Annotated in this window: 19 protein-coding genes; 15 read left to right on the forward strand and 4 right to left on the reverse strand. The window is 66.6% G+C overall.

The genetic code is table 11. The features are described from left to right. The 10 genes from WKW79_RS12270 (at position 1) to WKW79_RS12315 (ending at position 9,590) form a co-directional block, all read left to right on the forward strand. The gene (locus WKW79_RS12270) at positions 1-984 is read left to right on the forward strand and encodes a 2-hydroxyacid dehydrogenase (protein WP_340335428.1); all 984 of its coding nucleotides are present in this window, start codon (positions 1-3) and stop codon (positions 982-984) included. A 4-nt stretch (positions 985-988) separates the two neighbouring features. After that, on the forward strand, positions 989-1,816 hold the full coding sequence (locus tag WKW79_RS12275) for a shikimate dehydrogenase family protein (RefSeq protein WP_340335429.1): 828 nt from the start codon (positions 989-991) through the stop codon (positions 1,814-1,816). Positions 1,817-2,033: 217 nt separating this feature from the next. Next, on the forward strand, positions 2,034-2,705 hold the full coding sequence (locus tag WKW79_RS12280) for an amino acid ABC transporter permease (protein WP_340335430.1): 672 nt from the start codon (positions 2,034-2,036) through the stop codon (positions 2,703-2,705). A 41-nt stretch (positions 2,706-2,746) separates the two neighbouring features. Continuing rightward, complete coding sequence (locus tag WKW79_RS12285; RefSeq protein ID WP_340335431.1) at positions 2,747-3,400, forward strand: amino acid ABC transporter permease; 654 nt, start codon at positions 2,747-2,749, stop codon at positions 3,398-3,400. Between the two features lie 34 nt (positions 3,401-3,434). After that, the gene (locus WKW79_RS12290) at positions 3,435-4,244 is read left to right on the forward strand and encodes a transporter substrate-binding domain-containing protein (protein WP_340335432.1); all 810 of its coding nucleotides are present in this window, start codon (positions 3,435-3,437) and stop codon (positions 4,242-4,244) included. A gap of 20 nt (positions 4,245-4,264) precedes the next feature. Then, positions 4,265-5,053: an amino acid ABC transporter ATP-binding protein gene (locus tag WKW79_RS12295; protein WP_340335433.1), complete on the forward strand. Its 789-nt coding sequence runs from the start codon at positions 4,265-4,267 to the stop codon at positions 5,051-5,053. Positions 5,054-5,058: 5 nt separating this feature from the next. Then, the gene (locus tag WKW79_RS12300) at positions 5,059-6,009 is read left to right on the forward strand and encodes a sugar kinase (protein WP_340335434.1); all 951 of its coding nucleotides are present in this window, start codon (positions 5,059-5,061) and stop codon (positions 6,007-6,009) included. 11 nt (positions 6,010-6,020) lie between these two features. Next, positions 6,021-7,076 (forward strand): LacI family DNA-binding transcriptional regulator, encoded by a 1,056-nt coding sequence (locus tag WKW79_RS12305; protein WP_340335435.1) that lies wholly within the window; start codon positions 6,021-6,023, stop codon positions 7,074-7,076. Positions 7,077-7,266: 190 nt separating this feature from the next. Beyond that, positions 7,267-7,674, forward strand: a complete 408-nt coding sequence (locus tag WKW79_RS12310; RefSeq protein WP_340335436.1) for an FHA domain-containing protein — start codon at positions 7,267-7,269, stop codon at positions 7,672-7,674. Then, positions 7,671-9,590 (forward strand): AI-2E family transporter, encoded by a 1,920-nt coding sequence (locus WKW79_RS12315; RefSeq protein ID WP_340335437.1) that lies wholly within the window; start codon positions 7,671-7,673, stop codon positions 9,588-9,590. The genes WKW79_RS12310 and WKW79_RS12315 overlap by 4 nt, the downstream gene beginning before the upstream one ends. A gap of 33 nt (positions 9,591-9,623) precedes the next feature. On the opposite strand, the gene WKW79_RS12320 is transcribed toward WKW79_RS12315, so the two are convergent. Both WKW79_RS12320 and WKW79_RS12325 read right to left on the reverse strand, forming a co-directional pair. Next, positions 9,624-10,532, reverse strand: coding sequence for an amidohydrolase family protein (locus WKW79_RS12320; RefSeq protein ID WP_340335438.1), 909 nt, complete (start codon positions 10,530-10,532; stop codon positions 9,624-9,626). Positions 10,533-10,557: 25 nt separating this feature from the next. Then, on the reverse strand, positions 10,558-16,617 hold the full coding sequence (locus WKW79_RS12325; protein WP_340335439.1) for a hypothetical protein: 6,060 nt from the start codon (positions 16,615-16,617) through the stop codon (positions 10,558-10,560). 187 nt (positions 16,618-16,804) lie between these two features. Here WKW79_RS12325 and WKW79_RS12330 point away from each other — a divergent pair, with 187 nt between their 5' ends. Then, positions 16,805-17,836 (forward strand): helix-turn-helix domain-containing protein, encoded by a 1,032-nt coding sequence (locus WKW79_RS12330; protein ID WP_340335440.1) that lies wholly within the window; start codon positions 16,805-16,807, stop codon positions 17,834-17,836. Between the two features lie 162 nt (positions 17,837-17,998). Beyond that, the gene (locus WKW79_RS12335) at positions 17,999-19,030 is read left to right on the forward strand and encodes a helix-turn-helix domain-containing protein (protein WP_340335441.1); all 1,032 of its coding nucleotides are present in this window, start codon (positions 17,999-18,001) and stop codon (positions 19,028-19,030) included. 27 nt (positions 19,031-19,057) lie between these two features. On the opposite strand, the gene WKW79_RS12340 is transcribed toward WKW79_RS12335, so the two are convergent. Then, positions 19,058-19,609 (reverse strand): cupin domain-containing protein, encoded by a 552-nt coding sequence (locus WKW79_RS12340; RefSeq protein WP_340335442.1) that lies wholly within the window; start codon positions 19,607-19,609, stop codon positions 19,058-19,060. A 131-nt stretch (positions 19,610-19,740) separates the two neighbouring features. Here WKW79_RS12340 and WKW79_RS12345 point away from each other — a divergent pair, with 131 nt between their 5' ends. From WKW79_RS12345 to WKW79_RS12355, 3 genes are all read left to right on the forward strand, one after another. Beyond that, the gene (locus tag WKW79_RS12345; protein ID WP_340335443.1) at positions 19,741-20,733 is read left to right on the forward strand and encodes a Bug family tripartite tricarboxylate transporter substrate binding protein; all 993 of its coding nucleotides are present in this window, start codon (positions 19,741-19,743) and stop codon (positions 20,731-20,733) included. A gap of 239 nt (positions 20,734-20,972) precedes the next feature. Beyond that, entirely contained in the window at positions 20,973-21,434 is a 462-nt protein-coding gene (locus WKW79_RS12350; RefSeq protein WP_340335444.1) for a MarR family winged helix-turn-helix transcriptional regulator, read from the forward strand. Then, a complete protein-coding gene (locus WKW79_RS12355) occupies positions 21,431-22,972 on the forward strand; it encodes a DHA2 family efflux MFS transporter permease subunit (protein WP_340335445.1) in 1,542 nt (513 codons plus the stop codon). The genes WKW79_RS12350 and WKW79_RS12355 overlap by 4 nt, the downstream gene beginning before the upstream one ends. Positions 22,973-23,069: 97 nt before the next feature. Here WKW79_RS12355 and WKW79_RS12360 read toward each other — a convergent pair whose 3' ends face one another. Further along, positions 23,070-23,585 carry a hypothetical protein gene (locus WKW79_RS12360; RefSeq protein WP_340335446.1) on the reverse strand — a complete coding sequence of 172 codons (516 nt, stop codon included), beginning with the start codon at positions 23,583-23,585 and terminating at the stop codon, positions 23,070-23,072. Positions 23,586-23,637 lie beyond the last annotated feature (52 nt).

Below are 23,637 nucleotides of genomic sequence, written 5' to 3' on the forward strand. Positions count from 1 at the left end.
ATGAGTGGATCGCGAAAGAAAGTCGTGGTGTTCCGAAAGCTGCCGGAGGATCTGCTGGAGCGCATTCGCGCGCAGCATGATGTGACTGTTGCAGACCCGCGCCGACCCGAAGAGCTGCCGCAATTTCGTGCCGCCTTGCATGACGTGCAAGGCCTGATCGGATCGAGCTTCAAGCTGGGTGCCGACGACCTGGCGCTGGCTCCTGCGCTGGAAGTCATCTCCAGCATCTCGGTCGGCATCGACAACTACGACCTGGCCTCATTGAAGCAGCGCGGGATCGTGCTGTGCCATACCCCGGGCGTCCTGACCGAGACCACCGCCGACACAGTCTTCGCGCTGGTCATGGCAACCTCGCGGCGGTTGGTCGAACTCTCCGCGCTGGTGCGGGAAGGCCAGTGGACGCGCAACATCGGCGAAGACTTGTTCGGTTGGGACGTGCATGGCAAGACGCTCGGCGTGCTCGGCTTCGGGCGCATCGGGCAGGCGGTGGCGCGACGTGCGGCGCTGGGCTTCGGCATGCCGGTGCTGTTCCACGATCCCTTCGATGTGCCGGTGCCGCAGGAGCTGGCGGGCCGCGCTTCGCGGTTGCCCTTTGAGGACGTGCTGGCGCGTGCCGACATCGTGGCCCTGACGCTGCCGCTCGCAGAGGAAACCCGCGGGCTGATGGATGCCCGCGCCTTTGCGCGGATGAAGAAGGGCGCCATCTTCGTCAACGGCTCGCGCGGTGCAATCGTGCAGGAGACGGCATTGCTCGACGCGCTCGACAGCGGCCACCTGCGCGCGGCGGGCCTCGACGTGTTCGCGGTCGAGCCCTTGCCGCAGGATTCGCGGTTGCGCACGCATCCCAAGGTGACGCCGCTGCCGCACATCGGCTCCGCCACGCACGAGACGCGCCGCGCCATGGCTGAACTCGCCACCGACAATCTCCTGAAGGTCCTGGCCGGCGAGAAGCCGGTCGCCACGTTCGATCTCTCCAAGGTGTAGCACCATGCCAAGTTCCATCCCCACGCTGTGCGGCTCGCTCGCGGGCACGCCCTTCACCTTCAACGTCAAGGTCCACAACGCCGCGTACCGCGAGTTGGGCGTGGACTACACCTTCGTCTGCTTCGGCATCCACGATGCCGCAGGCGGCGTGCAGGCGATGCGCACGCTTGGCATCCGCGGACTGAACGTGACGATGCCGCACAAGCAAGCGGTGATCCCCCACCTGGACGCACTGGACGAGACGGCCCGCGAGATCGGGGCCGTCAACACCATCCTCAACAAGGACGGCTTCCTGACGGGCTACAACACCGATTGCATCGGGGCGGTGCGTGCCATCGAGGAGGCCAGCCCGCTCGATGGGCGGCGTGTCGCGTTGCTGGGTGCAGGCGGTGCGGCGCGCGCCATCGCCTGGGGCATGCGACGGGCCGGTGCGAAGGTCACGCTGTTCAATCGGACGGCGGAGCGCGGCGAAGCCTTTGCACGCGAGTTCGGGATCGACTTTGCGGGTGCGCCGTCGGCGTTCAATGCCGCGGATTTCGATGGTGTCGTCAATGCCACCGCCGCCGGTTATCGCGCGCCCGATGTCAGCCCGCTCGAGCCCGGCCAACTGGCGGCGCATCTCTTCGTCATGGATGCCGCGTTCATCCCCGTCGAGACGAAGCTCATCCGTGACGCGCAGGCCGCAGGCTGTCGTGCCGTGAACGGCACCCGCATGCTGCTGCACCAGTTCTGCGGCCAGGTCGAGCTCTACACGGGCAAGCCGGCGCCCTTTGACGTGATGAGCGCCGCGCTCCTCGACGAGATCGCGCGCACGCAGCAATCACCCGTTTGAAATAAAACCACCCCCGAAGCGCCTGCGGCGCCTCCCCCTCAAGGGGGCGCACCCAGCGGCCCGGCGAAGCCGGTTCCGCGGGTGCCCACGAACAGGCATTTCTTCCACTGATTTGAAGTGCATTGGACGCGCCAAGGGAAATCCCTAGTGCTGTTCTGAAACCGGTTTCATACAATCAACCATCGCATCGAAATCACCGGACACGGAGACACTTCAAGTGAACTATCAGTTTCAGTTCGACGCCGTTCTGGCCGCCTGGCCACTGCTGCTCAAGGGCACCTGGATCACGGTCCAGCTCTCGCTGGTCGCCACGCTGCTGGGCCTGGTGGTGGCGGTGTTCTGTGCCTGGGGCAAGACCTCGGGCCCAGCCTGGTTGCGCTTCATCGTGAACGCCTACATCGAGGTGATCCGCAACACGCCTTTCCTGGTGCAACTGTTCTTCTTCTTCTTTGCCCTGCCGTCCATCGGCCTGCGCTGGTCGCCCTACACGGCCGCGTTGACGGCGATGGTGGTCAACCTGGGTGCCTATGCCGCGGAGATCGTCCGCGCCGGCATCGAATCGATTCCACGGGGGCAGATCGAAGCGGGCAGGGCGCTCAACCTCAAGGGCTGGGAGATCTTCCGCTTCATCATCATCAAGCCCGCGCTGAAGGCGATCTACCCCGCGCTCACCAGCCAGTTCATCCTGCTGATGCTGAGTTCGGCGGTGGTGTCGGTGATCTCCGCGGATGACCTGACTTCGGTGGCGGCCAACCTGCAATCGCAGACCTTCCGCAGCTTCGAGATCTACATCGTCGTGGCGGGCATCTACCTGGCGCTGGCGCTGAGCTTCTCGGCCTTGTTCAAGGCCATCTACAACAACGCGCTCAACTATCCCGACCGTCGCTGAGCCGGCACCTGCCACCCAACGCCCAAGCGGAGACAAACACCATGCGTACCTTCGGCTACCCCGAACTCCTTTTCATCATCGAAGCGGCCAAGTGGACCTTGGCGCTCTCACTGATCGCCTTCATCGGCGGCGCGATCCTCGGCCTGGTGATCGCCCTGGCGCGCACCTCCGAGAGCCGGACAGCCCAGGTGCTCTCCACCGGCTTCATCCAGATCTTCCAGGGCACGCCGCTGCTGCTGCAACTCTTCCTGATCTTCTTCGGCGCGCCGGTGATCGGCATCGAGGTCAATCCGTGGGTTGCCGCGGGCGTGGCGCTGATCCTCAACAGCGCGGCCTTCCTCGGCGAGATCTGGCGCGGGTGCATCCAGTCCATCCCGCGCGGCCAGACCGAAGCGGCCCAGGCGCTCAACCTCGACTACACCGCCCGCATGCGTGACGTGGTGCTGCCCCAGGCCTTCAAGATCGCGCTGGCGCCGACCGTGGGCTACGTGGTGCAGATCATCAAGGGCACCTCGCTCGCCGCCATCATCGGCTTCACCGAGATCACGCGGGCCGGCCAGATCATCAACAACGCGACCTTCCAGCCGGTGGAGGTGTTCGGCACCGTCGCGGCCCTGTACTTCCTCATCTGCTGGCCGCTCTCGCTGCTGGCTGCGCACATGGAGCGCAGGCGCGCCGTCGCGCTCGCTCGCTGACCCTTCACCCCGCACAACCCCAGGAGACATCCACATGAATCAGAAGACCCGCCTGATGAGCCGCCGCACCGCGGCCATCGGCCTCACCGCCGCCGCGCTGACCGTGCTCGCGCCCTTCGCCTGGGCGCAGAGCGTGGCCGACCTCAAGAAGAAGGGCGAGATCACCGTCGGCATGCTGGTGGACTTTCCGCCGTATGGCACGACCAATGCGCAGAACCAGCCCGACGGCTATGACGCCGACGTCGCCAGGCTCCTGGCAAAGGATCTCGGCGTCAAGGTGAACCTCGTGCCGGTGACGGGCCCCAATCGCATTCCCTTCCTGCTGACCAACAAGGTCGACGTGCTGGTGGCCTCGCTGGCCGTCACGCCCGAGCGTGCCAAGCAGGTCGACTTCTCGGCGCCTTATGCGGCCGCTTCGATCGTGCTCTACGGCGCACAGAAGGCCGACATCAAGTCGCCGGCCGACCTCAAGGGCAAGCGCATCGGCGTTGCCCGTGCCAGCACGCAGGACATCGCGCTCGCAGCCGTCGCGCCGGAGGGCACCGAGATCCGCCGCTTCGACGACGACGCCTCGGCCATGCAGGCGCTGATGTCCGGCCAGGTGGATGCCATCGGTTGCTCCACCAGCGTGGCCGCGCAGATCGCCAAGCGCGCGCCGGCCAACACCTTCGAGCAGAAGCTCGTGTTGCGCCAGCAGGTGATGGGCATTGCGATGCGCCCGGCTCAGACCGAACTCAAGAAGGCCCTGGACGATTTCGTCGCCCGCAACAAGGGCAACGGGGAACTCAACAAGCTCTATCAGAAGTGGCTCGGGACCGACTTCCCGGCCATGCCCAACTCGTGAGGAACGTCATGGAGAACGTCATGGAAGAAGTCAACGTGCACCTGCCCGACCACGCACTGGGCGAGCCCATCATCCGGCTCGAAGGCGTGAACAAGTTCTACGGCCAGTTCCAGGTGCTGACGGGTATCGACCTGTCGGTGCGCGCGGGCGAACGCATCGTCGTCTGCGGCCCCTCGGGCTCGGGCAAGTCGACGCTCATCCGCTGCATCAACCGGCTCGAAGTCGTGCAGCAGGGCAAGATCGTGGTCGACGGCATCGACCTCACGGCCGGCGGCAAGAACGTCGACGCGGTGCGCGCCGAGGTCGGCATGGTGTTCCAGCAGTTCAACCTGTTCCCGCACCTCACCATCCTGCAGAACTGCACGCTGGCGCCGATGCGCTCGCGCGGCATGTCGAAGGAGCAGGCCGAGGACATCGCGATGAAGTACTTGAAGCGCGTGCGCATTCCCGAGCAGGCCAACAAGTTCCCGAGCCAGCTCTCGGGCGGCCAGCAGCAACGCGTGGCGATCGCGCGCGCCCTGTGCATGAGCCCGAAGATCATGCTGTTCGACGAGCCCACCTCCGCGCTCGACCCCGAGATGGTCAAGGAAGTGCTCGACACCATGATCAGCCTGGCCGAAGACGGCATGACCATGCTGTGCGTGACGCACGAGATGGGTTTCGCACGCAGCGTTGCCGACCGCGTGATCTTCATGGCCGACGGACGCATCGTGGAGCAGGGCCCGCCGCAGGAGTTCTTCGGCGCTCCGAAGCATGAGAAACTTCGCCAATTCCTCGGCCAGATCCTCAGTTCACACCAGGCCCATTGATCCAGATGAGCGACACCGCATTCGACGTGGCACTTTTCGGCGAGGCCATGCTGCTGCTCGTGGCAGACAAGCCCGGACCGATCGAGAACGCCACCGGCTTCCACAAGCGCACGGCCGGCGCAGAGACCAACGTGGCGATCGGCCTTTCGCGCCTGGGCCTCAAGGTCGGCTGGGCCAGCCGCCTCGGCACCGACTCGATGGGCCGCTCGCTCATCGCCAGCATGAAGTCCGAAGGCATCGATTGCTCGCACGTGATCTGCGACGCGAGCCAGCGCACCGGCTTCCAGTTCAAGGGCCGCGTGACCGATGGCAGCGACCCGCCGGTGGAATACCACCGCAAGGGTTCGGCCGCGAGCCAGATGGGCCCGGCCGATGTCGACGAGGACTGGCTGCGTTCGGCCCGGCACCTGCATGCGACGGGCGTGTTCCCGGCCATCTCGGAAACGAGCCTGCAAGCCGCGATCAAGTCGATGGACGTGATGCGCGCCGCGGGCCGCACGATCTCCTTCGACACCAATTTGCGGCCCACGCTGTGGGCGTCGACCGAGGTCATGCGCCACTGGATCAACTACCTCGCCGCGCGCGCGGACTGGGTGCTGCCCGGCATCGAGGAAGGCCTGCTGCTCACCGGCGAAAGCACGCCCGAAGGCATCGCGCGCTTCTATCGCCAGCGCGGTGCCAAGCTGGTCGTCGTGAAGCTCGGCAAGGACGGCGCGTACTACGACGACGAAACGGCCGGCACCGGGCATGTGGATGGCTTCCCGGTCAAGGAAGTGATCGACACCGTGGGGGCGGGCGACGGCTTTGCCGCCGGCGTGGTGAGCGCCTTGCTGGAAGGCCGCAGCGTGCAAGATGCGGTGCGCCGTGGCGCCTGGATCGGCGCCCGCGCGGTGCAGGTGCTCGGCGATACCGAAGGCCTGCCGACGCGCGAAGAGTTGCGCCAGGGCGGGTTCTAGGCTCCGGATCGATGAACGACAGGCTGCCCATTCGACGCCCCACCATCGCAGCCGTCGCCGCGTCGGCCGGCGTGTCCAAGGCCACGGTCTCGCGGTATTTCAATCACGAGCAGTTGCTGACGCCCGACATCGCGGCGCGCGTCAAGAAGGCCATCGAGGAACTCGATTACGCGCCGAGTCCGATGGCACAGGCATTGAGCCGTGGCCGATCGCGCTTGATCGGCCTGATCGTGGCGGACATCACCAATCCCTATTCCGTGGCGGTGCTGAGAGGCGCGGAAAAGGCGTGCCAGGAAGCGGGCTACCTGGTCATGCTGTTCAACCTGGGCAATGCGATCGGACGCGAACGCGAGGCCATCGATGCGCTGGCGGGCTACCAGGTCGACGGCTTCATCCTGAACACGCTGGGCCGCGGCGCCGGGGTCATGGAGGCGCTCGCGCGCAATGGCAAGCCTGCCGTGCTGGTGGACCGGCGACACGCCGGCATGACAGCCGATTTCGTGGCGCTCGACAGCGCGGACGCGATGGTGGCCGCCTGCGAGCACCTGGTCGGGAACGGCTACCGGGAACTCATGTACGTCACCGAGCCGAAGAAGGGGGTGAGTAGCCGGCGTGAACGTGCGACCGCGTTCAGCAAGTACGTCTCATCGCATGCGACGCGCGTGGCGGGCCAGGTGTTCGAGCATTCGGAAGAAAGTGAAAGTTTGCTGGAAGACGCGATGCGTGCGCTCATCCTCCGCGCGAAGGCCGCGAAGGATGGTCGCCGCGCCGCGGTCATTTCCGGCAATGCCGTCGTCACCTTGCGTATCGCGAGCATGGCCGCGAAGTGCCATTGGGCCTTCGGGGCCGACCTGGGCTTTCTGGGTTTTGACGATCCCGAGTGGGCGTCGCTGATCGCGCCGGGACTGAGTGCCATCGCGCAACCCACCGATGCGATCGGACGCACCGCGGCCACCTGCCTGATCGATCGGCTGCACGGCGAGGAAGCGCCTCCCCGGCAGATCCTGCTGCCCGGGCAACTGGTCGTGCGAGGCTCGTCGAGCGCGCGGGCAGGGCGCACTCAGTAAAGTTCTCGAAACCCCGCGCTCACCGGTACGGCAACCCGATGCGTCGTTGTGAGCGACGCCGGCAAAGCTCGGGCGCGCGCTTGATGGCCCGCAGCACATCCCGCAGAATCCTGCAACGATCCTCGTCCGCGGGGCAGCCCCTCAACACCACCGTCATGCAGCGTCCTGCATGGCTCGAGACCCCTGTTCCATGCCCAAGTTGATCATGCGCGATGCGCAGTCGGAAACCCGTGAAGTCCTGCTGAAGCCGCACGCCAATGTGCTGGGCCGCGATGCGACGAACGACGTCGTCATCGACTCGTCGAGCGCGAGCCGCAAGCACGCACGCATCACGGTCGAGCCTGCCTTCGTCACGATCGAGGATCTCGGCAGCAGCAACGGCACCTTCGTGAACGGCGTGCGCATCGACCGGCAGGTGCTGGCCCACGGCGATGAGGTCCGGATCGGGACATTCGAAATCCGCTTCGAGACGGAAGACCAGCAATACACCGTGATCCATGCCGAGCGCCTGCCCACCGTGCCCGGCATGCTGGTGGACCTGGACCGCGACATGCCCACCGTGCGCGAGACGCCGACGTCGCGGCGCGGGAAGCTGTGAACGACGGCCAGCCGCCGGATCCCCAGCCCCCACCGGCCTCCGTGCGGCGCGAGGTCGCGCTGGCGATCCTTGCGGGGACGGCCGTGCTCGCCCTCCTGTACTTCGGCCGCGAGGTGCTGGTGCCGATCACCCTGGCGCTGATCCTGAGCCTCGCCGTCGCGCCCATCGTCCGGTTGTTGCGCCAGGTCGGCCTTGGCCAGGTGATTGCCGTGCTCACCACAGCCGCGGGGCTGGCGGTGCTGCTGGTCGGCATGCTGAGCGTGATCGGCGTGCAGATGGTCCAGATCGCGCAGAGCTTGCCGCAATACGAGTCGACCATCCGCCTCAAGGCGCAGTCCTTGCGCGGCTTGACCCTCGACCGGGTCGAGGCGATCGAAGGTGCGGCGCGCAAGGTCACTGACCATCTCGGCGAGGCGACTGCGGAAGCGCCCGAGCTTTCCGCTGCGGCTGCATCTGTGCCGGGTCGTGCCGTGCCGGTCGAAGTGCGCACGCCGCGACCTGGCGCCTTGGAAAGACTGACGCAGGTTGCGTCCTCCACGTGGGCGCCGCTGCAAACCGCGGGCATCGTGCTGGTCGTGCTGCTGTTTGCGCTGCTCGAACACGAGTCGCTGCGCGACCGCTTCATCCGCCTCGCAGGCGGTGCCGACCTGCGCTCCACCACCACGGCGATCAACGATGCGGGCGAGCGGCTGTCGCGCTTCTTCGTCTCCCAGTTCGCCGTGAACTTCGGCGTCGGCCTCGTGTTGTGGGCCGGCCTCGCGCTGGTTGGGCTGCCGCATGCGGGCCTGTGGGCGGTTCTCACCGCCGTGCTGCGCTTCGTGCCCTATGTGGGCGTTGTCGCTGCCGCACTCTCCGCGGGGCTGCTGGCCGCCGCGGTGGACCCGGGCTGGACGCTGGTGCTGCTGACGCTGGGCATCTTCGTGCTGGTCGAGGTGGTGGTCTCGCAGTTGATCGAGCCGCAGTTGTACGGCCACACGACAGGCCTGTCGCCGCTGTCGGTCGTGGTCTCGGCCATCTTCTGGAGCTGGCTGTGGGGCCCGGTCGGCCTCATCGTGTCGACGCCGCTCACGTTGTGCCTGGTGGTGGCGGGGCGCCACGTGAAGGCACTCGGCTTCCTCGATGTGCTGCTGGGCGACACGCAGGCGCTGACGTTGCCGCAACGCTTTTACCAGCGTGCGCTCTCGGGCGACGCCGATGAAATCATCGCGGCGGCCCGCGTGTTCCTGAAGCGCCGGCCTTTCGCGGCCTACTGCGACCTGGTGCTGCTGCGCGCCATGTACCTGGCGCGGCAGGACCTTGGCGTCGGCGCCATTTCCCCCGAACAGCAGCACAAGGTGCGCGGCGCGATCGTCGCCGTGGTCGACGCCCTCGGCGGCGCGACACGCAGCCAGCGCCGCCGGTACGCCCGGGCCACGGTCCTCGACGACATCAGCGCGGGACGCCTGCTGCGCGATCACCGAGTGGAAGCGACCGGCAAATGGCAAGGTTCACTGACGGCGCCCGCGGGCACGGTGGTGCTGTGCCTGGGCATGGGGTCGATCGGCGACGACCTGGCCACCGAACTGCTGGTGCGCATCCTGCGCGACCTGCGCATCGATGCGCGCCACGTGCTGATCGAGGAGGTCGTCGATGGCCCGCCGCCCGGCGCCACGGCCGAAAGCCTGTCGATGATGTGCGTGGTGAGCGTGCTGCCGCTGCAACACGCGGAGAGGCGGCATGCGGTCATGAGCGAGATCCATCGTCGGCTGCCGCAGTTGCCGGTGATGTCGCTGCTTTTTCCGGAGGCACCCGGCGGCCCCGTGATCCGATCGGAGCATGCGGGCGAGCTGGTGGTGGGGTCGTTCGAGGAAGCCGCCCAGCACGCGATGTCGCATTTCGAGGGCCGGAACGAGTCGCTGACTGCGAAGTCGGCCTGAACGATCGGGCCATCGGCAGGACCTGCATGGCAGTCAGGCCGGCCTGAACCAGCCATCCGCCACGCCGTGGAACATGCCGTCGATCTCCTCCGCGGAATATCTGCTGACGAATGCCGAATGGCGTTGAAAGAGGTCGCCAAATTCCGTTGAAAGGCGGGCGATCGGCAAATGACTGCCGAACATGCAGCGCGACGGGCCGATGGTATCGATCGCGGCATGCACCCATCCGGCCGCGTCGTCGGCCGACCACTTCATCCCGAAGATGCACTCCAGTGCGGAGATGCCCATGCGGATGTTGTCGCAAGCCGCCAGGTCGGCAAGGCTGCGTTGCCAGCGGCTGAAGCCCGCTGCGGAAAGGTCCATTGGCCAGCCCATCACGGCGACAGTGAATCCGATCTCCGGATGCCGGCGGATCACGTGAATCAGGTCCGGCAACTGGTGCGCGAAGACTTCGAGCCCGCACTTGAAACGGCGGCGGTCGAGCAAGTGCAACTGCTTTTGCCAGGCCGGGTCTCGCAGCAGATCAGGCCGCTTCGCAAAGCGCTTCAGGGGATTCGATTCGTCCCAGACCAGATGCTCGCGGACGGCAGTGAGATGGGGCAGGGTTTCGTATTGATCCAGCTTCCGCTCCAGGTCGGGGTCCAGGAAGTCCACCATCGCAACCAACGCGTGGCGCACGCCTCCTCGTCCGGCGAGCTCCTGCGCCCAGGCCGCCTCGCTCCATGGGTCATCGGACAGGAACTCATGCCACACGATGGCGTCGACCCGATAGCCTTGGGTGTCAGCCAGGTAATCGGCCAGCAGGTAGCGTCGCGGCAAGGCATCGTAATTGCCCACGAAAGCCTCATAGCCGGGATCGACCTGATCGAGGAAGGTGTGGCGGTTCTGCTTGTGGTCGTACAAGTGAACGTGGGCGTCAACGATTCTGGATGGCGTATTCATCGGACGGTCAATCCTTGGAGTGGGTTCAGAACGCGTAGGCCGCTTTCAGCATCGCGCCGTTCGAGCGGAAGCCGTGTGCGAACTCGCCGGTGTATTCCAGCCGGATGTCCAGATTCTTCTTCGCGATCAGGTCCGCGCCCACGTTGAGCTTGAAGCGCTCGTCGGGCAGCTCGGATGTCGTGCTGATCTGGCCCGCTTGCGGCACCGACCCTTGCAGGCTCGAGTTGGCGGACCAGGCGTTCTGGTTCGACCAGGCCACGCCACCGCTCACATAGGTGCGCAACTGCATGTCGCCACCCAGATCGAACAGGCTGCCGGCTTCCAGCATCGGCGTGACCGTGACGGCCGTTCCGTTCGAGGCGTTCACCTGCAGGTTGAGTTCGTTCGCACCGGTCTCGGTGTAGGCACCCGTGCGCAGGTGCACCGCGTGCACGTCGACGTAGGGCTTGAGGTACCAGCCGTCCATGCCGATCTGGCGCGCCACGCGAGCATGCAGGCCGATGTGCTCCGCATCGAAGGAGGCCGTGGCGGTCTCCGGCACGTCGCCCAGAAGCACCTGCCGCGTCGTGTCATACGAGCCCGAGCCCGCATCGATGGTGCCCGAGAACAGCCAGTCGCCCACTTGCTTCTTGGCGATCAGGGCCGCGGTCCAGCCGGTGCCTTTCACGCTGGTCTGCGGGGCGGTCAAGCTGGTGTTGTCGTAGCCGATGGAGCCGCCGACGAACCAGCCGTCACCCACGCTCTTCTGGCCCCCGACCTGGAACTTGCTGGCGCTGGTCTGGTAACCGATCGCGGTGTTGCTGCCGTCGCGGTGGGCCTGGTTGTCCACGGCGCGGGACCACAGGCAGTCCTGCTCGACGAGTTGCAGGCCGCCGGGTCCGAACTGCGGGCAGCTGTTCATGCGTTCGACGAAGTCCTGGCTGGCCGTGAGGCGCGCCACGCCCACTGACTGCACCGCCTCATTGCCGAGCGAGTCCATCGCGCCTTGCACATGCGCATCGTCCATGTTGGCCAGGCGCCCGTAGACGCGGGCCATGGCAGGCGAGATGTTGTTGGTGAAGCCGGAATCCAGATGCGCGCTCATGCTCTGCTGATTCGCCGAGTACCCGCGTTGCGCCCCCATGGCGGCGAACTGCGTACTGGGCGTGACACTGACAGTTCCGCCGCCGCCGGAGGTGTCGTTGGTCGACGAGATGGCGTAGGTCACGCTCGAGTTGAACGCATTCACCGCTGCGACGCCCGATCCAATGGTGACGTAGTCGCTCGCGGCCAGCACCTGGACTGGCGTGGGCTGCAAGCCGCCATTGGATGCCACCTGCACCTGGATCTGTCCTCCCGTGAGGCTGGCGTAACCGCTCAACTTCAGATTGCTGGCGGCTTTGCCGGTGAAGTCGACGGTCGTCAGGAGGTTGCCGGCGCTGACCAGGTTGCCATTGATCGTGCTGGTCGGCCCTGTGGCCGACAGGTTGGACCCCAGATCCATCGTACCGCCGCTGAGATTGTTGACCGTGCCGACGGTGCTGTTGGCGAAGTACGCCCACGTCCCCTGATTGTTGAGCCAGCCTCCGCTGCCCAGCTGCAGGTCGCCATTGATCGTGCCACTCGGATGGTTGTTCACCGCCGCAAACGCCGGCCTTCCGTCAAGCAAGGTGCCTTGGGCCACCACGGCCGACGCCGGTTCACCCTCGATGTCGCCGTAGTTGTCCACCGTGCCGTTCCCGTTGATGTTGCCGTTGCCGCTCAACACGACCGCCGGCGAAGCGCCGCCGGAGCCGAGAATCCAGCCCGCGTTGGTCACGTTGACATTGCTCTTGCCGTCGCTCCCTTCGGAGTTGACGAACACGGCGATGGCATTGGGACCGTCGACCTCGACCTTGGCGCCTTGGGAGATGACGACTGAAATCGGGCCGGCGTTGCCGGAGCCGCCCATGGAGCCCATCAGGGTTCCGCCGGTGGTCTGCACCAGGCCGCCGCCGCCACCCACGCTCTGTGCAAAGATCGCGTGGGCGTAAGCGCCCTGGGTGTCGATGGTCGCATTGGGACCGACGGTGACGGTGACCGGGCCTCCATTGCCTTCCAGGAACCTGGAGGTCGGGCCCTCGTTGCCCTGCCAGGCCGGAAATGCGGTGGCCGAATCCAGACGCGCGGCCGACAGGTCTCCCGCCAGCAAGCCGCCGCCGCCGATGCTTTGCGCCAACACGCCGTAAGCACCAGGTCCCGTGGTCGCAATGGACTTGTTGACCGTCGCCGACACTACATTGGCGCTGCCCAGCGTCGTTGCGAAATTGACAAAAGGGTTGCCCGAATCCGGCGTCGCACCCAGCAACGCGCCGCCGCTGCCGCCGATGCTTTGGGCGAGGATGGCGTGCGCATTGCGACCCTGGGTTGAGATCGCGTCTGCCGCGATTGCCACGGTAAAGCCATTGCCGCACGAGGACACCAGTTGGCCGTGGCACGTCGGCAGGCCGGTCGGATCATTCATGGGACCCACATAGTCGCTGCCGATCGTCAGGACCGTGTTCAGGCCGGCGGTGCTCGGATCTCCATAACCCTTGGTGCTGCCGCTCGCGTAGCCATCGGCGCTGGCCGACGAGTGCATGACCACCATCGCACCGCCACCGCCTCCGATGCTCTGCGCGAAGATGCCGATGGCGTCGTTGCCCAGAGTGTTGATGACTGCGTTGCCGTTGTTGGTGGCCTGCACCGACACGCTTTGCCCATCGCCGCGCACGTTGCCGACGCCGCCCAGCGCGATCTTGAGCGTGCCGATGGTGCTGGCGTCGACACTGTCGGTGGTGGTCGCATGGCCGCCGCCCGCCGCAATGCTCTGTGCCAGGATGCCGTAGCTCGCATCGCCGGCGGTCGAGATCGAACTGGTGTGGCTGACGGTCACCGCGCCGCCGTCGCCAACGTTGAAGCCTTGCCCGCCCACACCTGCGGTGGTGTTGTGGCTGGCGAGCGTGCCCGACCCCGTCGCGCCAACGTGAGTGGCACCGACGTCGCCACCGCTGCCGCCGACACTCTGCGCCCAGATGCCCGCCGCCAGAGGCCCGTTGGTCTGGATCTGCCCACTGTTGTTCACCGCGACCGTCCCGCCAGCGCCATTGGGCGCCCGGGCATTTGGATCTTTGGTTCCATTGCCCAGGTTCAGGTTGTCCGATCCGCTTTGCGTGTCCGGCTCGCTGTTGCCCGGCGAAGGGTTTTTGGCATTGGCTGCGTGGTAGAGCGCAGCGAGTTCCTGCAGGTCAGCCAAGCCCAGGTTGGCCCAGGCGCGGTTCGCCCAGCCGATCGTGCCATCCGCGTAGGTGGTGACATACGCCGCCATCGAAGGGTCTGCCAAGAAACTTTGCACGCTCATCGTGGCCGGCGCATCGCCGCCTTGCGTAGCCGTGCCGGCCTTGCCGCCGCCCCCACCCACCGACTGGGCGAAGATGCCGGAGGAGTTGCCTCCGCGCGTGAGGATGTTGCCGTTGTTCGCGACCTGTACGCTGCCGCCGTCGCTGGGGCTGCCGCTGACTCCGCCGATGGAGAGCTTGGCATTGTTTTGCCCGCCCGAGCCCTGCGTGCTCGCATGACCGCCCAGCCCACCGCCGCCGCCAACCGACTGCGCAAAGACTGCGTCAGCCGTATTGCCCAGGGTCAGGATATTGCCGTTGTTGGTGACGCTGACCAACGAGCCGTCGCCGCCACCGCCCCCGGTGCCACCTAGCGTCACGGTGTAGTTGGTGCTGTCGGCGCCAGCCCTTTTCAAAAAGTCGCTGTCTGTCTTGGCCGTGCCGCCGGTGCCGCCGCCGCCCGACACGCTCTGCGCGAAGATGCCGCGGGCGCTGTCGCCGGTGGTCCAGATCAAGCCGCCGCCGGCATTGGTCGCTGTGATGCTGCCCGCGCTACCGCCGGTGCCGCCCTGCCCGCCGACATTGACGGAGACGTTCAGCGATTCACCGGTGCCCACCGCTTCGTTCAATCCCGACGAGTCACCGCCGTTGCCCCCGCCGCCACCGATGCTCTGGGCCAGCATGCCGTGAGCGGCCGCGCCGCTGGTCATGATCAGGCCGCTGTTGGTGGCGGTCACGTCGCCGCCCGTGCCACCCTTCTGCCCGTTGCCGCCCACGCTCACTTCCAGGCTCAGGTTGGGGACGGGCCCCGGTGGGACGAGCAGCCAGGAGTCGGCCTTGCTCGAGCCGCCATTGCCGCCGCCACCGCCCACGCTCTGCGCAAGCAGGCCCCACGAATCCGCGCCCGAGGTCAGGATCTGTTGATTGTTGACGGCCCGTACATTGCCGCCATTGCCTCCGCCGCCACCCGAACCACCCGTAGAAACGTTGATGTCCAGCTGCGCGCTCGCTGTGAACGAGACGGCCGATCCGCCTTCGCCACCACCACCGCCCACGGCCTGCGCTGCCAGACCTCTCGAATGATCGCCGGCGGTCGAGACGATGCCGTTGTTCTCGGTGTCGACCCAGATCGGCCCGCTGGACCCGGGCACGCCTGCTTCGCCACCACCGCCTCCGCGGCCACCCACCACATAGTTCAGCACGCCGATGGAGGTGGAGCCGGCGGCGCCGCCCGAGCCACCGCCGCCGCCGATGCTTTGCGCGACCAAGGCGCTGGAGTTGTTACCTTTGGTCGTGATGACGTAGCCGGTCTCGTTCCTGGCCGCCTGCCCGTTGTAAAGGTCCACGAATCCGCCGTCACCACCGCTCTCGCCGTTGCCGCCGATCGCGAAGGTGACGCCCGCCGAGCCCGTCTGCGCGCTGCCACCCGCGCCACCGCCACCGCCGATGCTTTGCGCGATGACCGCGGCCGAGTCGTTTCCCTGCGTAGCGATGAAGCCGTTGCCGCCCGGCTTGTCGGCGAAGGCCGCATAGACGGTCGCGCCGTTGCCTCCCTCGGCCCCATTGCCCTGATGAGATGAGAAGGCACCTCCGGCCTGGGCGCCCTTGCCGCCCGAACCGCCGATCGCCTGCAGCACCACGCCAGGCGCAGAAAAACCCGTGGTCGACACCTGCATCGATCCATTGGCCGGATTGAGCGTGACAAAGCCTGCCTGGCCTGCCGCGCCGCCGGCGCCCGCCACTCCATCCAGGCCGGTGCCTGAGCCGCCTTGGCCGCCGGCGCCACCCAGGCTTTGCAGCAAGATAGCCGCAGCCAATGAAGCGGCCTGCGCCGTGTTGCCGTTCTGGTCGATGGGTATCTGGGCACCTGCGGCCGCCTTGGGAGCGCCTGCTGCACCGATGACCAGACCATCCTGGACGTTCATCGTGACTGCGCCGCCGTTGCCCCCGACGCCGCCGTCACCGCCTGCCCCTTTCCCCAAGCCGCCTGCGCCTTGGGTCCCAGTGTTGCCCGCCCCGCCCTGGCTGATGGCAACCAGGCCTGAGCCCTGGGACTGGATCGTTGTGGCCCCCAGCGTGGCAGTGATGTTGCCGCCAATGCCGCCGTTGCCGCCGGCCGCCCCGTCGACATCGCCGATCGACTGCGCGCCGGCGCTGGGTGCGCCGCCTTTGCCGCCCGTGGAATTCAGTTGCACGGCCGTTGCGCCAACGTTGGTGCCGTTCCATCCCTGGGTCGCGATGATCTGTGATCCGGGCGAACCGTAGCTGTCGAACTCGACATTGCCGCCGGAGCCGCCGTCACCTGGGCCACCGGGAGTGCCTAGCGAATTGATCATGACGCCTGGATCGCCACCATTGCCACCGGTGCTGCTGATCAGAATGGTGGGCGAGCCGGAAGTGCCGGTCGAGGTACTGCCCAGGTACTGCGCTTGCGCGGCGCCGCCCGCCCCACCGTTGCCGCCAGGGCTGCTTGAGTCGCTGCCAGTGAGACCGGCACCACCATCGCCACCAACGCTCACCACGCCGAGCACGGTACCGTTGTAGGTGCTCGGACCCTTGAAGGTGTTGAGCACGTCTGCCGGGATTCCACCATCGCCGCCGCGCCCGCCATTGACGCCGCCCTCGCCGGGAGCGCCGGGCGTGCCCAGCATGTAGGAGCCGTACTGCGAACCGGGTGGCGGCGTGTTGACCTGTGCATGCACCGACGTCATGATCAGGCCGCCCGCAGAGGCGCCGACGACCATCTGCATGAGACGTGCAAGGCGTGTTTGTGTGAAACGAAAGCGGACGGTGCGCCCGTGGAAGCGATGTGATTTCATGGCATGTGGAGGGGTGGGTTGAGACATGCCCTGGACGATATTTTTTTAACCCCGACCCGAGTTTCCTGTTCGTCTCAATCCTCGCCTTTGCCTATCAACCAGGCGCCGGACGCCCACCATGCCCCAGGACAGCGTGCCTTTCGGACAAACAAGCTCTTCGCTCTTCCCGGCGAAGGAGCGATTCGAACGCTGGCGCGTCGGCCAGGGCAGCTCCTACTGCGCATCGCTGCCCAAGGGACTGCGCGCGGATCAGTTCCACTTCGACTTCGCCTTCCTGCGATTCAACAAGTTCCTGTTCAACCACGCCAGCTTCGCGCCGCGTGCGCAGGAACGCACCCACCGGATCATTCGCCAGGACCAGCTCGACCACTATCGACTGACCTTGCTGAACGAAGGAACCTTGCACAGCGACGCAGATGGCGTGGCGCGCGTGGTCAAGCCGGGCGAAGTGCTCGTGACCGACATGTCGCGACCGGAGCTCTTCGCATCGAGCGCTGGAGCGACGGTCGCGCTGTTCATACCGCGGGAGGTGCTGGACGAGGCGCTTCCCCGCGCGTGCGACCTGCATGGCTTCGTTCTCGGTGGCCGAGTGTCCCAACTCCTCACCTCGCACATGCGAGGCCTGATGAGCGTCGCGCCAAGCCTGAGCGCGCAGGAAATCAACCCGCTGGGCGACGCGACCATCAACCTTGTTGCGGCCGCACTCACGCCGTCGGCCCGGACGCTCGACCACGCCAAGCCGATCATCGAAAGCACGCTGCTGCGCCAGGTCTGTCGATACATCGACCTGCATGTGAAGGAGCCCGGCTTGTCGGTGACGCAACTGTCGGGCTTCTTCAAGATCTCGCCTGCGACGCTGTATCGAATGTTCGCGTCGCTCGGAGGCGTCCAGGGGTTCATTACCGAAAGGCGACTCGCCCGTGCCCATGAGTTGCTGACGTCCTCCAGCGCCAGGGTCCATCTGGTCCGGCTTTCTGCCGAGTTGGGGTTCAACAACCCGACGATCTTCGGCCGCCAATTTCGCAACCAGTACGGATGCAGCCCCAGCGACGTGCTGCGTGGCGATCGCGGGACCGCGAATCCGGCATCGTCCGGGATCGGCTCGGACCCGAAGGCGTTCGGTCATTTCCTTCGCGGCCTGCGAGACTGAATAGCCATGCAACGAATGGCCACTCGCCATGCGTACGTAGCGCGCCCACCAGTCCCTGCGTCCCATACCCCGTGAGACAGAGGAGCAAGAACTGGGACGCGCTGTCGAGACAAACAGTCCTCCGATTCCTAGAATCGACCCATCGCATCCTGGAACCTCATCATGTCGCACGTGCAGTCGCCCACTCAGCCTCACATGCGCTTCGATTCGAGCGCCATCGCGGCGCATGAAGCGCTGGACTACTGGCGCGGCTCGCTCTCGCAGAGCTGGGAAATGTCGGTGCCCGACCAGGCGGCCGCTTCGGACTTCCATGCCGACGTCTCGGTGTGGCGCATGGCCGACCTCATGGTGGGTGCGGCTCGCTTCGGCCCGGTGCAGACGCGCATGCGCCGCGAGCGCAACATCCAGTCCGACCAGCTCGACCACTACCGCATCATCCTGTTGCACGATGGCGTATTCCGCTGCGACGCCGCGGGCCGGCAGGTCTCGCTGACACCGGGCCGTTTCGTCATTTCCGACATGGCCCTGCCCGAGTCCAGCGAACTGGCCTGCAACAGCGCGGTGCTCTACGTCCCGCGCGACAAGCTCGACCAGGCGCTGCCGCAGCCCATGCGCCTGCATGGCCTCTCGCCGGACGGTGCCTGCGCCCACCTGCTCGCCGACCACCTGTTCGCGCTGCTGAGGAGCCTGCCCGAGGCGGCGCCGGAAGAGCTGCCCTCGCTGGCGGCTGCCACCGTGGGCCTGGTGGCCGCGAGTCTCGCGCCCACCGCCATCGATCCGCAGACCACCGGCGTCGCCATCGACGGCAGCATCCTGCGGCGGGCGCGAAAGCACGTCGAGGATGAATTGATGGATTGCGAGTTCGGCGCGCAACAGTTGTGCGCGGCGTTGCGCATCTCGCGTTCGACGCTCTATCGCCTGTTCGAACCCTTCGGCGGCGTGGCGCAGTACATCAAGGAACGCCGCCTCGCCCGTGTGCACCAGATCCTGAGCCAGACCACGGAGCGCCAATCCATTGCGCGGCTGGCGGAAGACCATGGCTTCAAGAGTTCCGCGCATTTCAGCAAGGCGTTTCGGGCGCAATTCGGCTACAGCCCGCGCGAAGTGGAGCGTCCGGACGCGTTGCCCGCATTGCCCGGCCACAGGACGTCGGGCGAACGCTTCGACCAGTTGCTGGGCTCGCTCTACCAGTAAGGGGGCGCGTCCGCCTCGCCGCGGAAGTCAGGCGTCGAAGGCATCGAAGGCCGCATCGAGCGGCGCGCCGAGCACCACGATGTCCCAGCGTTTTCCAAATCGGCGAAGACTTTCCAGCGATTGCGCTTCCGCCGTGAGCAACTCGGCCAGCTCCGCATAGAAGCTCGCGGCGTCGAAGCCCGGCTGGATGGTGATCTGCTGGCGCGCGCCCGTGCCCGTGACGTTGACGTAGGCACGCGCCGCACCGGCAGGGACGCGCACGAGATCGCCGCGCCGGGCGACGAAGCGCCTGCCGTCGACCTCGAACAGGAAGCGGCCGGCGACGATCTCGAAGATCTCGCTTTCCGCACGCCGATGCAGCGGTGGCCCGAAGCCGGCCGCATGGGTCGTCTCGATGACGCTGACCTCCTGCCCGTCGCGCTCGCACCCGAAGCGCACGCGTACGGTCAGTCCCAGCGCAGGGATGCGGATGATCGGCTCGCGTCGGTGCGGTCGCGCTGTGCTGAGGATGGGCGCCGCGTCGGGAGAGGGCCGGGAGGCCTTGTGCGGGATAAGGAGGTCGTGGGCCGGTTCTTGCATGAGGAAATGGTAGAAACCGGCAGTGCTGTCGTGTGGCCGCCGGGTCCCATTTCATGCCCCGGCGTTTCATCGGAGCACCTCATCGTCCACCCGCCGTCTCGCAATAGTTGCCTGTCCGTCATGGAGAAGCAGTGATCACCAGACCGTCGTTCCTGGCACTCGGCATGGCCTGCGCATGCATGCTGCTGATCGGCGCCCGCGTGGATGCGCAGGAACTGACCCGCGGCACCATTTCGCTCGTCGTGCCCTATCCGTCGGGCGGCGTCTCCGACGTGCTGGCGCGCGATTTCGCACCGGCCTTCGCGAAGGCCATCGATCGCACGGTCATCGTCGAGAACCTGAGTGGCGCCAGCGGGTCCATAGGGGCCGCGAAAGTCCTGGGCGGGGCGCATGACGGATCGCTGGTGCTGGTCGGCACGTCGACAGAAACCATCCTGACGCCCATCACCATCAAGGGGCTGAACTACAAGCCGGCCGACTTCCGCCTGCTCGGCGTGGTCTACACGGCACCGCTGGCGCTCTATGCGCGGCGCGACCTGAAGGCCGGCTCGGTGGACGAGCTGGCCGCGCTGTCGAAGCGCCCGGGCAACGCCCCCCTCAACTACGGCAGCACCGGCCCGGGCTCGCTCTATCACATCGTCACCGAAAATCTCAACAAGGCGACCGGCCTGGACGCGACGCACATTCCCTACCGCGGCGGCGCACCGCTGTTGCAGGACCTGATGGCAGGCACCATCGACCTGACCATGCTGCCGGTCGACAACGTGCTGGGCACGCTGGTCGACGGCGGCAAGATCAAGGTGCTGGGCGTTGCTGCCGCCAAGCGCGCTGCACGCTATCCCGCCACGCCCACGCTGGATGAAAGCGCAAGTGCCAGGGGCTTCGGCCATCCGACCGTGTGGGTCGGGATCTTCGTGGCGCGGAACATGCCGGATGACTTGACCTTGCAAATGCACCGGGCCGTCACGGATGCCCTGGAGCGCGAGGACACCCGGCGCTTGCTGGAAACCACCGGAGGCACCGTCCCGCCCACGATGGGTCTGCAGGAGGCCAGTGCCTTCTATGACGCCGAGACCCGGTCATTGCAAACGATGGCGAGGGTCGCGAGAGTGCAAGGGGAGTGAGGGCGCGCGCCGGCAGTGATCTGGTCGGCAAGAAGGCGCGCGCAAGGCGCGGCAGGGGGAATGAGTCCAGCAATAGTCATCCGGTCGCGCAAGGCGGCCAGGCTCGCGACCGGCTCGCCGTCCACTTTCACGAGTCACGTCGCTGGCGAGGATGCTCGCGCGTGCGGCGGGCCCCTCATCTGCCTTGCCCCTGGGCCTGACCACGGTATTTCATAAGCATGTTTATAATCGGCAGGCTTATGAAGAGAGACTTCACCCAGCGCTTCGGCTTCCTGGTCAATGACGTGGCCAAGCTCCATGGCGAGGCTTTCGACCGTCTTGCGCGCGAGCGCATCGGCCTGTCGCGGGCGCAGTGCCGCCTGCTCGGCGTGCTGGCGATGAACGACGAGGACGGCACGCTGTCTCAGACCGAACTGGCGCAGCGCCTCGGCCTCAGCACCATGGCCGTCGCCACGCTGTGCGACCGCATGGCCGCGGCCGGGTGGATTCGCCGCGAGCCCAGCACCACCGACCGTCGCATCAACCTGATCCACCTGGAGCCCAGCGCCGGCAAGGCGCTCGACGGCGCGCTGACCATCAGCGACAGCCTGCAGGCCCGGACGCTCGGCGTGCTGGAGCCGGCCGAGCGTGTTCAGTTGCTCGCATTGCTCGGCAAGGTGCGCAGCGGGCTGCTCGACTCGGCATCGGGAGAAAAGCCATGAGCGCCGCCAGCGCCGCCAGCCCCGCCAGCTTCCCTCATCGCGGCATGATCACCCTCTCGATCATGCTCGCGACCATCATGCAGGCGCTGGACACCACCATCGCCAACGTCGCACTGCCGCACATGCAGGGCAGCCTGCAGGCCTCCCAGGACCAGATCACCTGGGTGCTAACGTCGTACATCGTGGCCTCGGCCATTGCGCTGCCGCTCACCGGCTGGCTGTGCGGCCACTGGGGCCGGCGCCGCGTGTTCATCATTTCGGTGGTCGGCTTCACCATCGCCTCCGCGCTCTGCGGCCTGGCCGGTTCGCTGGCCGAGATCGTCGGCGCCCGGCTGCTTCAAGGCATCTTCGGCGCGGCGCTGGTGCCGCTGTCGCAGGCGGTGCTGCTGGACATCAACCCGCGCGAGAAGGTCGGCCAGGCGATGGCGATCTGGGGCGCGGGCATCATGGTCGGGCCGATCCTCGGGCCGTTGCTGGGCGGCTGGCTCACGGAGAACTTCGACTGGCGCTGGGTCTTCTTCATCAACCTGCCGGTCGGCCTGTTCGCGCTGTGGGGCATCGCGCGCTACCTGCCGGAGAGCCGGCCCAAGGGCGAGAAGCTGGATGTCTTCGGCTTCGTCACGCTGTCGCTGGCCATCGGCATGCTGCAGATGTTCCTGGACCGAGGCGAGCAGCTCGACTGGTTCGACTCCTGGGAAATCAAGCTCGAGGCCGCCGCCGCGCTGGTCGCCTTCGGCTTCTTTGTGGTCCACACGTGGACGGTGCGCGGCGTGTCCTTCCTCGACCGCGAACTGCTGAAGGACCGCAACTTCGTCACCGGCCTGCTGTTCGCCTTCATCGTCGGCATGATCCTGTTCGCGACGATGGCGCTGCTGCCCAACTTCTTGCAGGGCTTGATGGGCTATCCGGTGATCTACACCGGGCAGGTCACGGCGCCGCGCGGCATCGGCACCATGATCGCGATGATCCTGGTTGGCCGCCTGGTGCAGCGCTACGACGTGCGGGCCATCATGGCCGTGGGCTTCAGCCTCACTGCCTTCTCGCTGTGGCAGATGACGCGCCTGACGCTGCAGATGGACAGCACGCTGATCGTGATGTCGGGCTTCATCCAGGGCCTGGGCATCGGCTTCACCTTCGTGCCGCTGTCGACCGCCACCTTCGCGACGCTGGCGCCGCGCCTGCGCAACCAGGGCACGCCGGTGTTCAGCCTGCTGCGCAACATCGGCAGCAGCGTGGGCATCTCGATCGTGCAGGCGCTGTTGACACAAGGTTCCAGTCGCGCGCATGCGCAGCTCTCATACACGGTGTCACCGGGCAACCTGGGCCTGCCGTCGCTGCCGCCGATGATGAACCCAGACACCCTTGGCGGGCTGGCCCTGCTCAATGCGGAGGTCACGCGCCAGGGCGCACTGATCGGCTACCTGAATGACTTCGGCATCATGATGGTGATCACGTTGGCCGCGATTCCGCTGCTGCTGCTGATCCGCAGCCCCAAGCGCGCGCCGGTTGCGGGTGCAGCGGTTGAGGTGCCTCACTGACCCTTCGTGGGCACCCGCGGAACCGGCTTTGCCGGGCCGCTGGGTGCGCCCCCTTGAGGGGGAGCGCCGCAGGCGCATTCGGGGGTGGGTCGTCCTTTCAGTGCGCCAGGCCGCGGCGGCGGCGGGCCACGCGAACGGCCTCCACCCACGTATCCAGGTTGAAGCGCTGCCCCGTCTCCGCGCTGCGCGCAGCCAGCACCTGATGCAGGAAGATCTTGCGCACGTCGCCAGGCGTGTCGGTGCGCCCGACGATCAACTTCTTCTGCAGGTCGAGTTGCTCCACTTGCAAGACGTTCTGGACCTTGCGGCCATCGACGTCCAGGTAGCGGATCTGCATGCGTGGCGTCTCGTCGACCATGGCGTGTTCGCCCGAGCCCTGGATGAACCATTCCGGCAGCGTGTCGGGGGCGTCGTGCTCGCCAGCGCTGCGCAGGCCGCTGCGCGTTGTCGGGATTTCGAGCGGGACGTGGCCGGATCGGATGCGCGCGGCTTCGATGCGCCGCGCCTGCTCGCTCTTGATGGCCTTCTGGTTCCATCCCCAATAGAGGAAGGCCAGCACGACCACGGCTGTCACCATGCAGCCGACCAGTTGCCACTTCTCAAGTAGATCCATTGCAGTCTTCTCCGCGGCTAGTTCTAAAGTATTCAAGTGCGGTGAATTCTGC

The sequence above is a fragment of the Variovorax robiniae genome (assembly GCF_037889955.1).
In the GTDB taxonomy this organism is placed as follows: domain Bacteria; phylum Pseudomonadota; class Gammaproteobacteria; order Burkholderiales; family Burkholderiaceae_C; genus Variovorax; species Variovorax robiniae.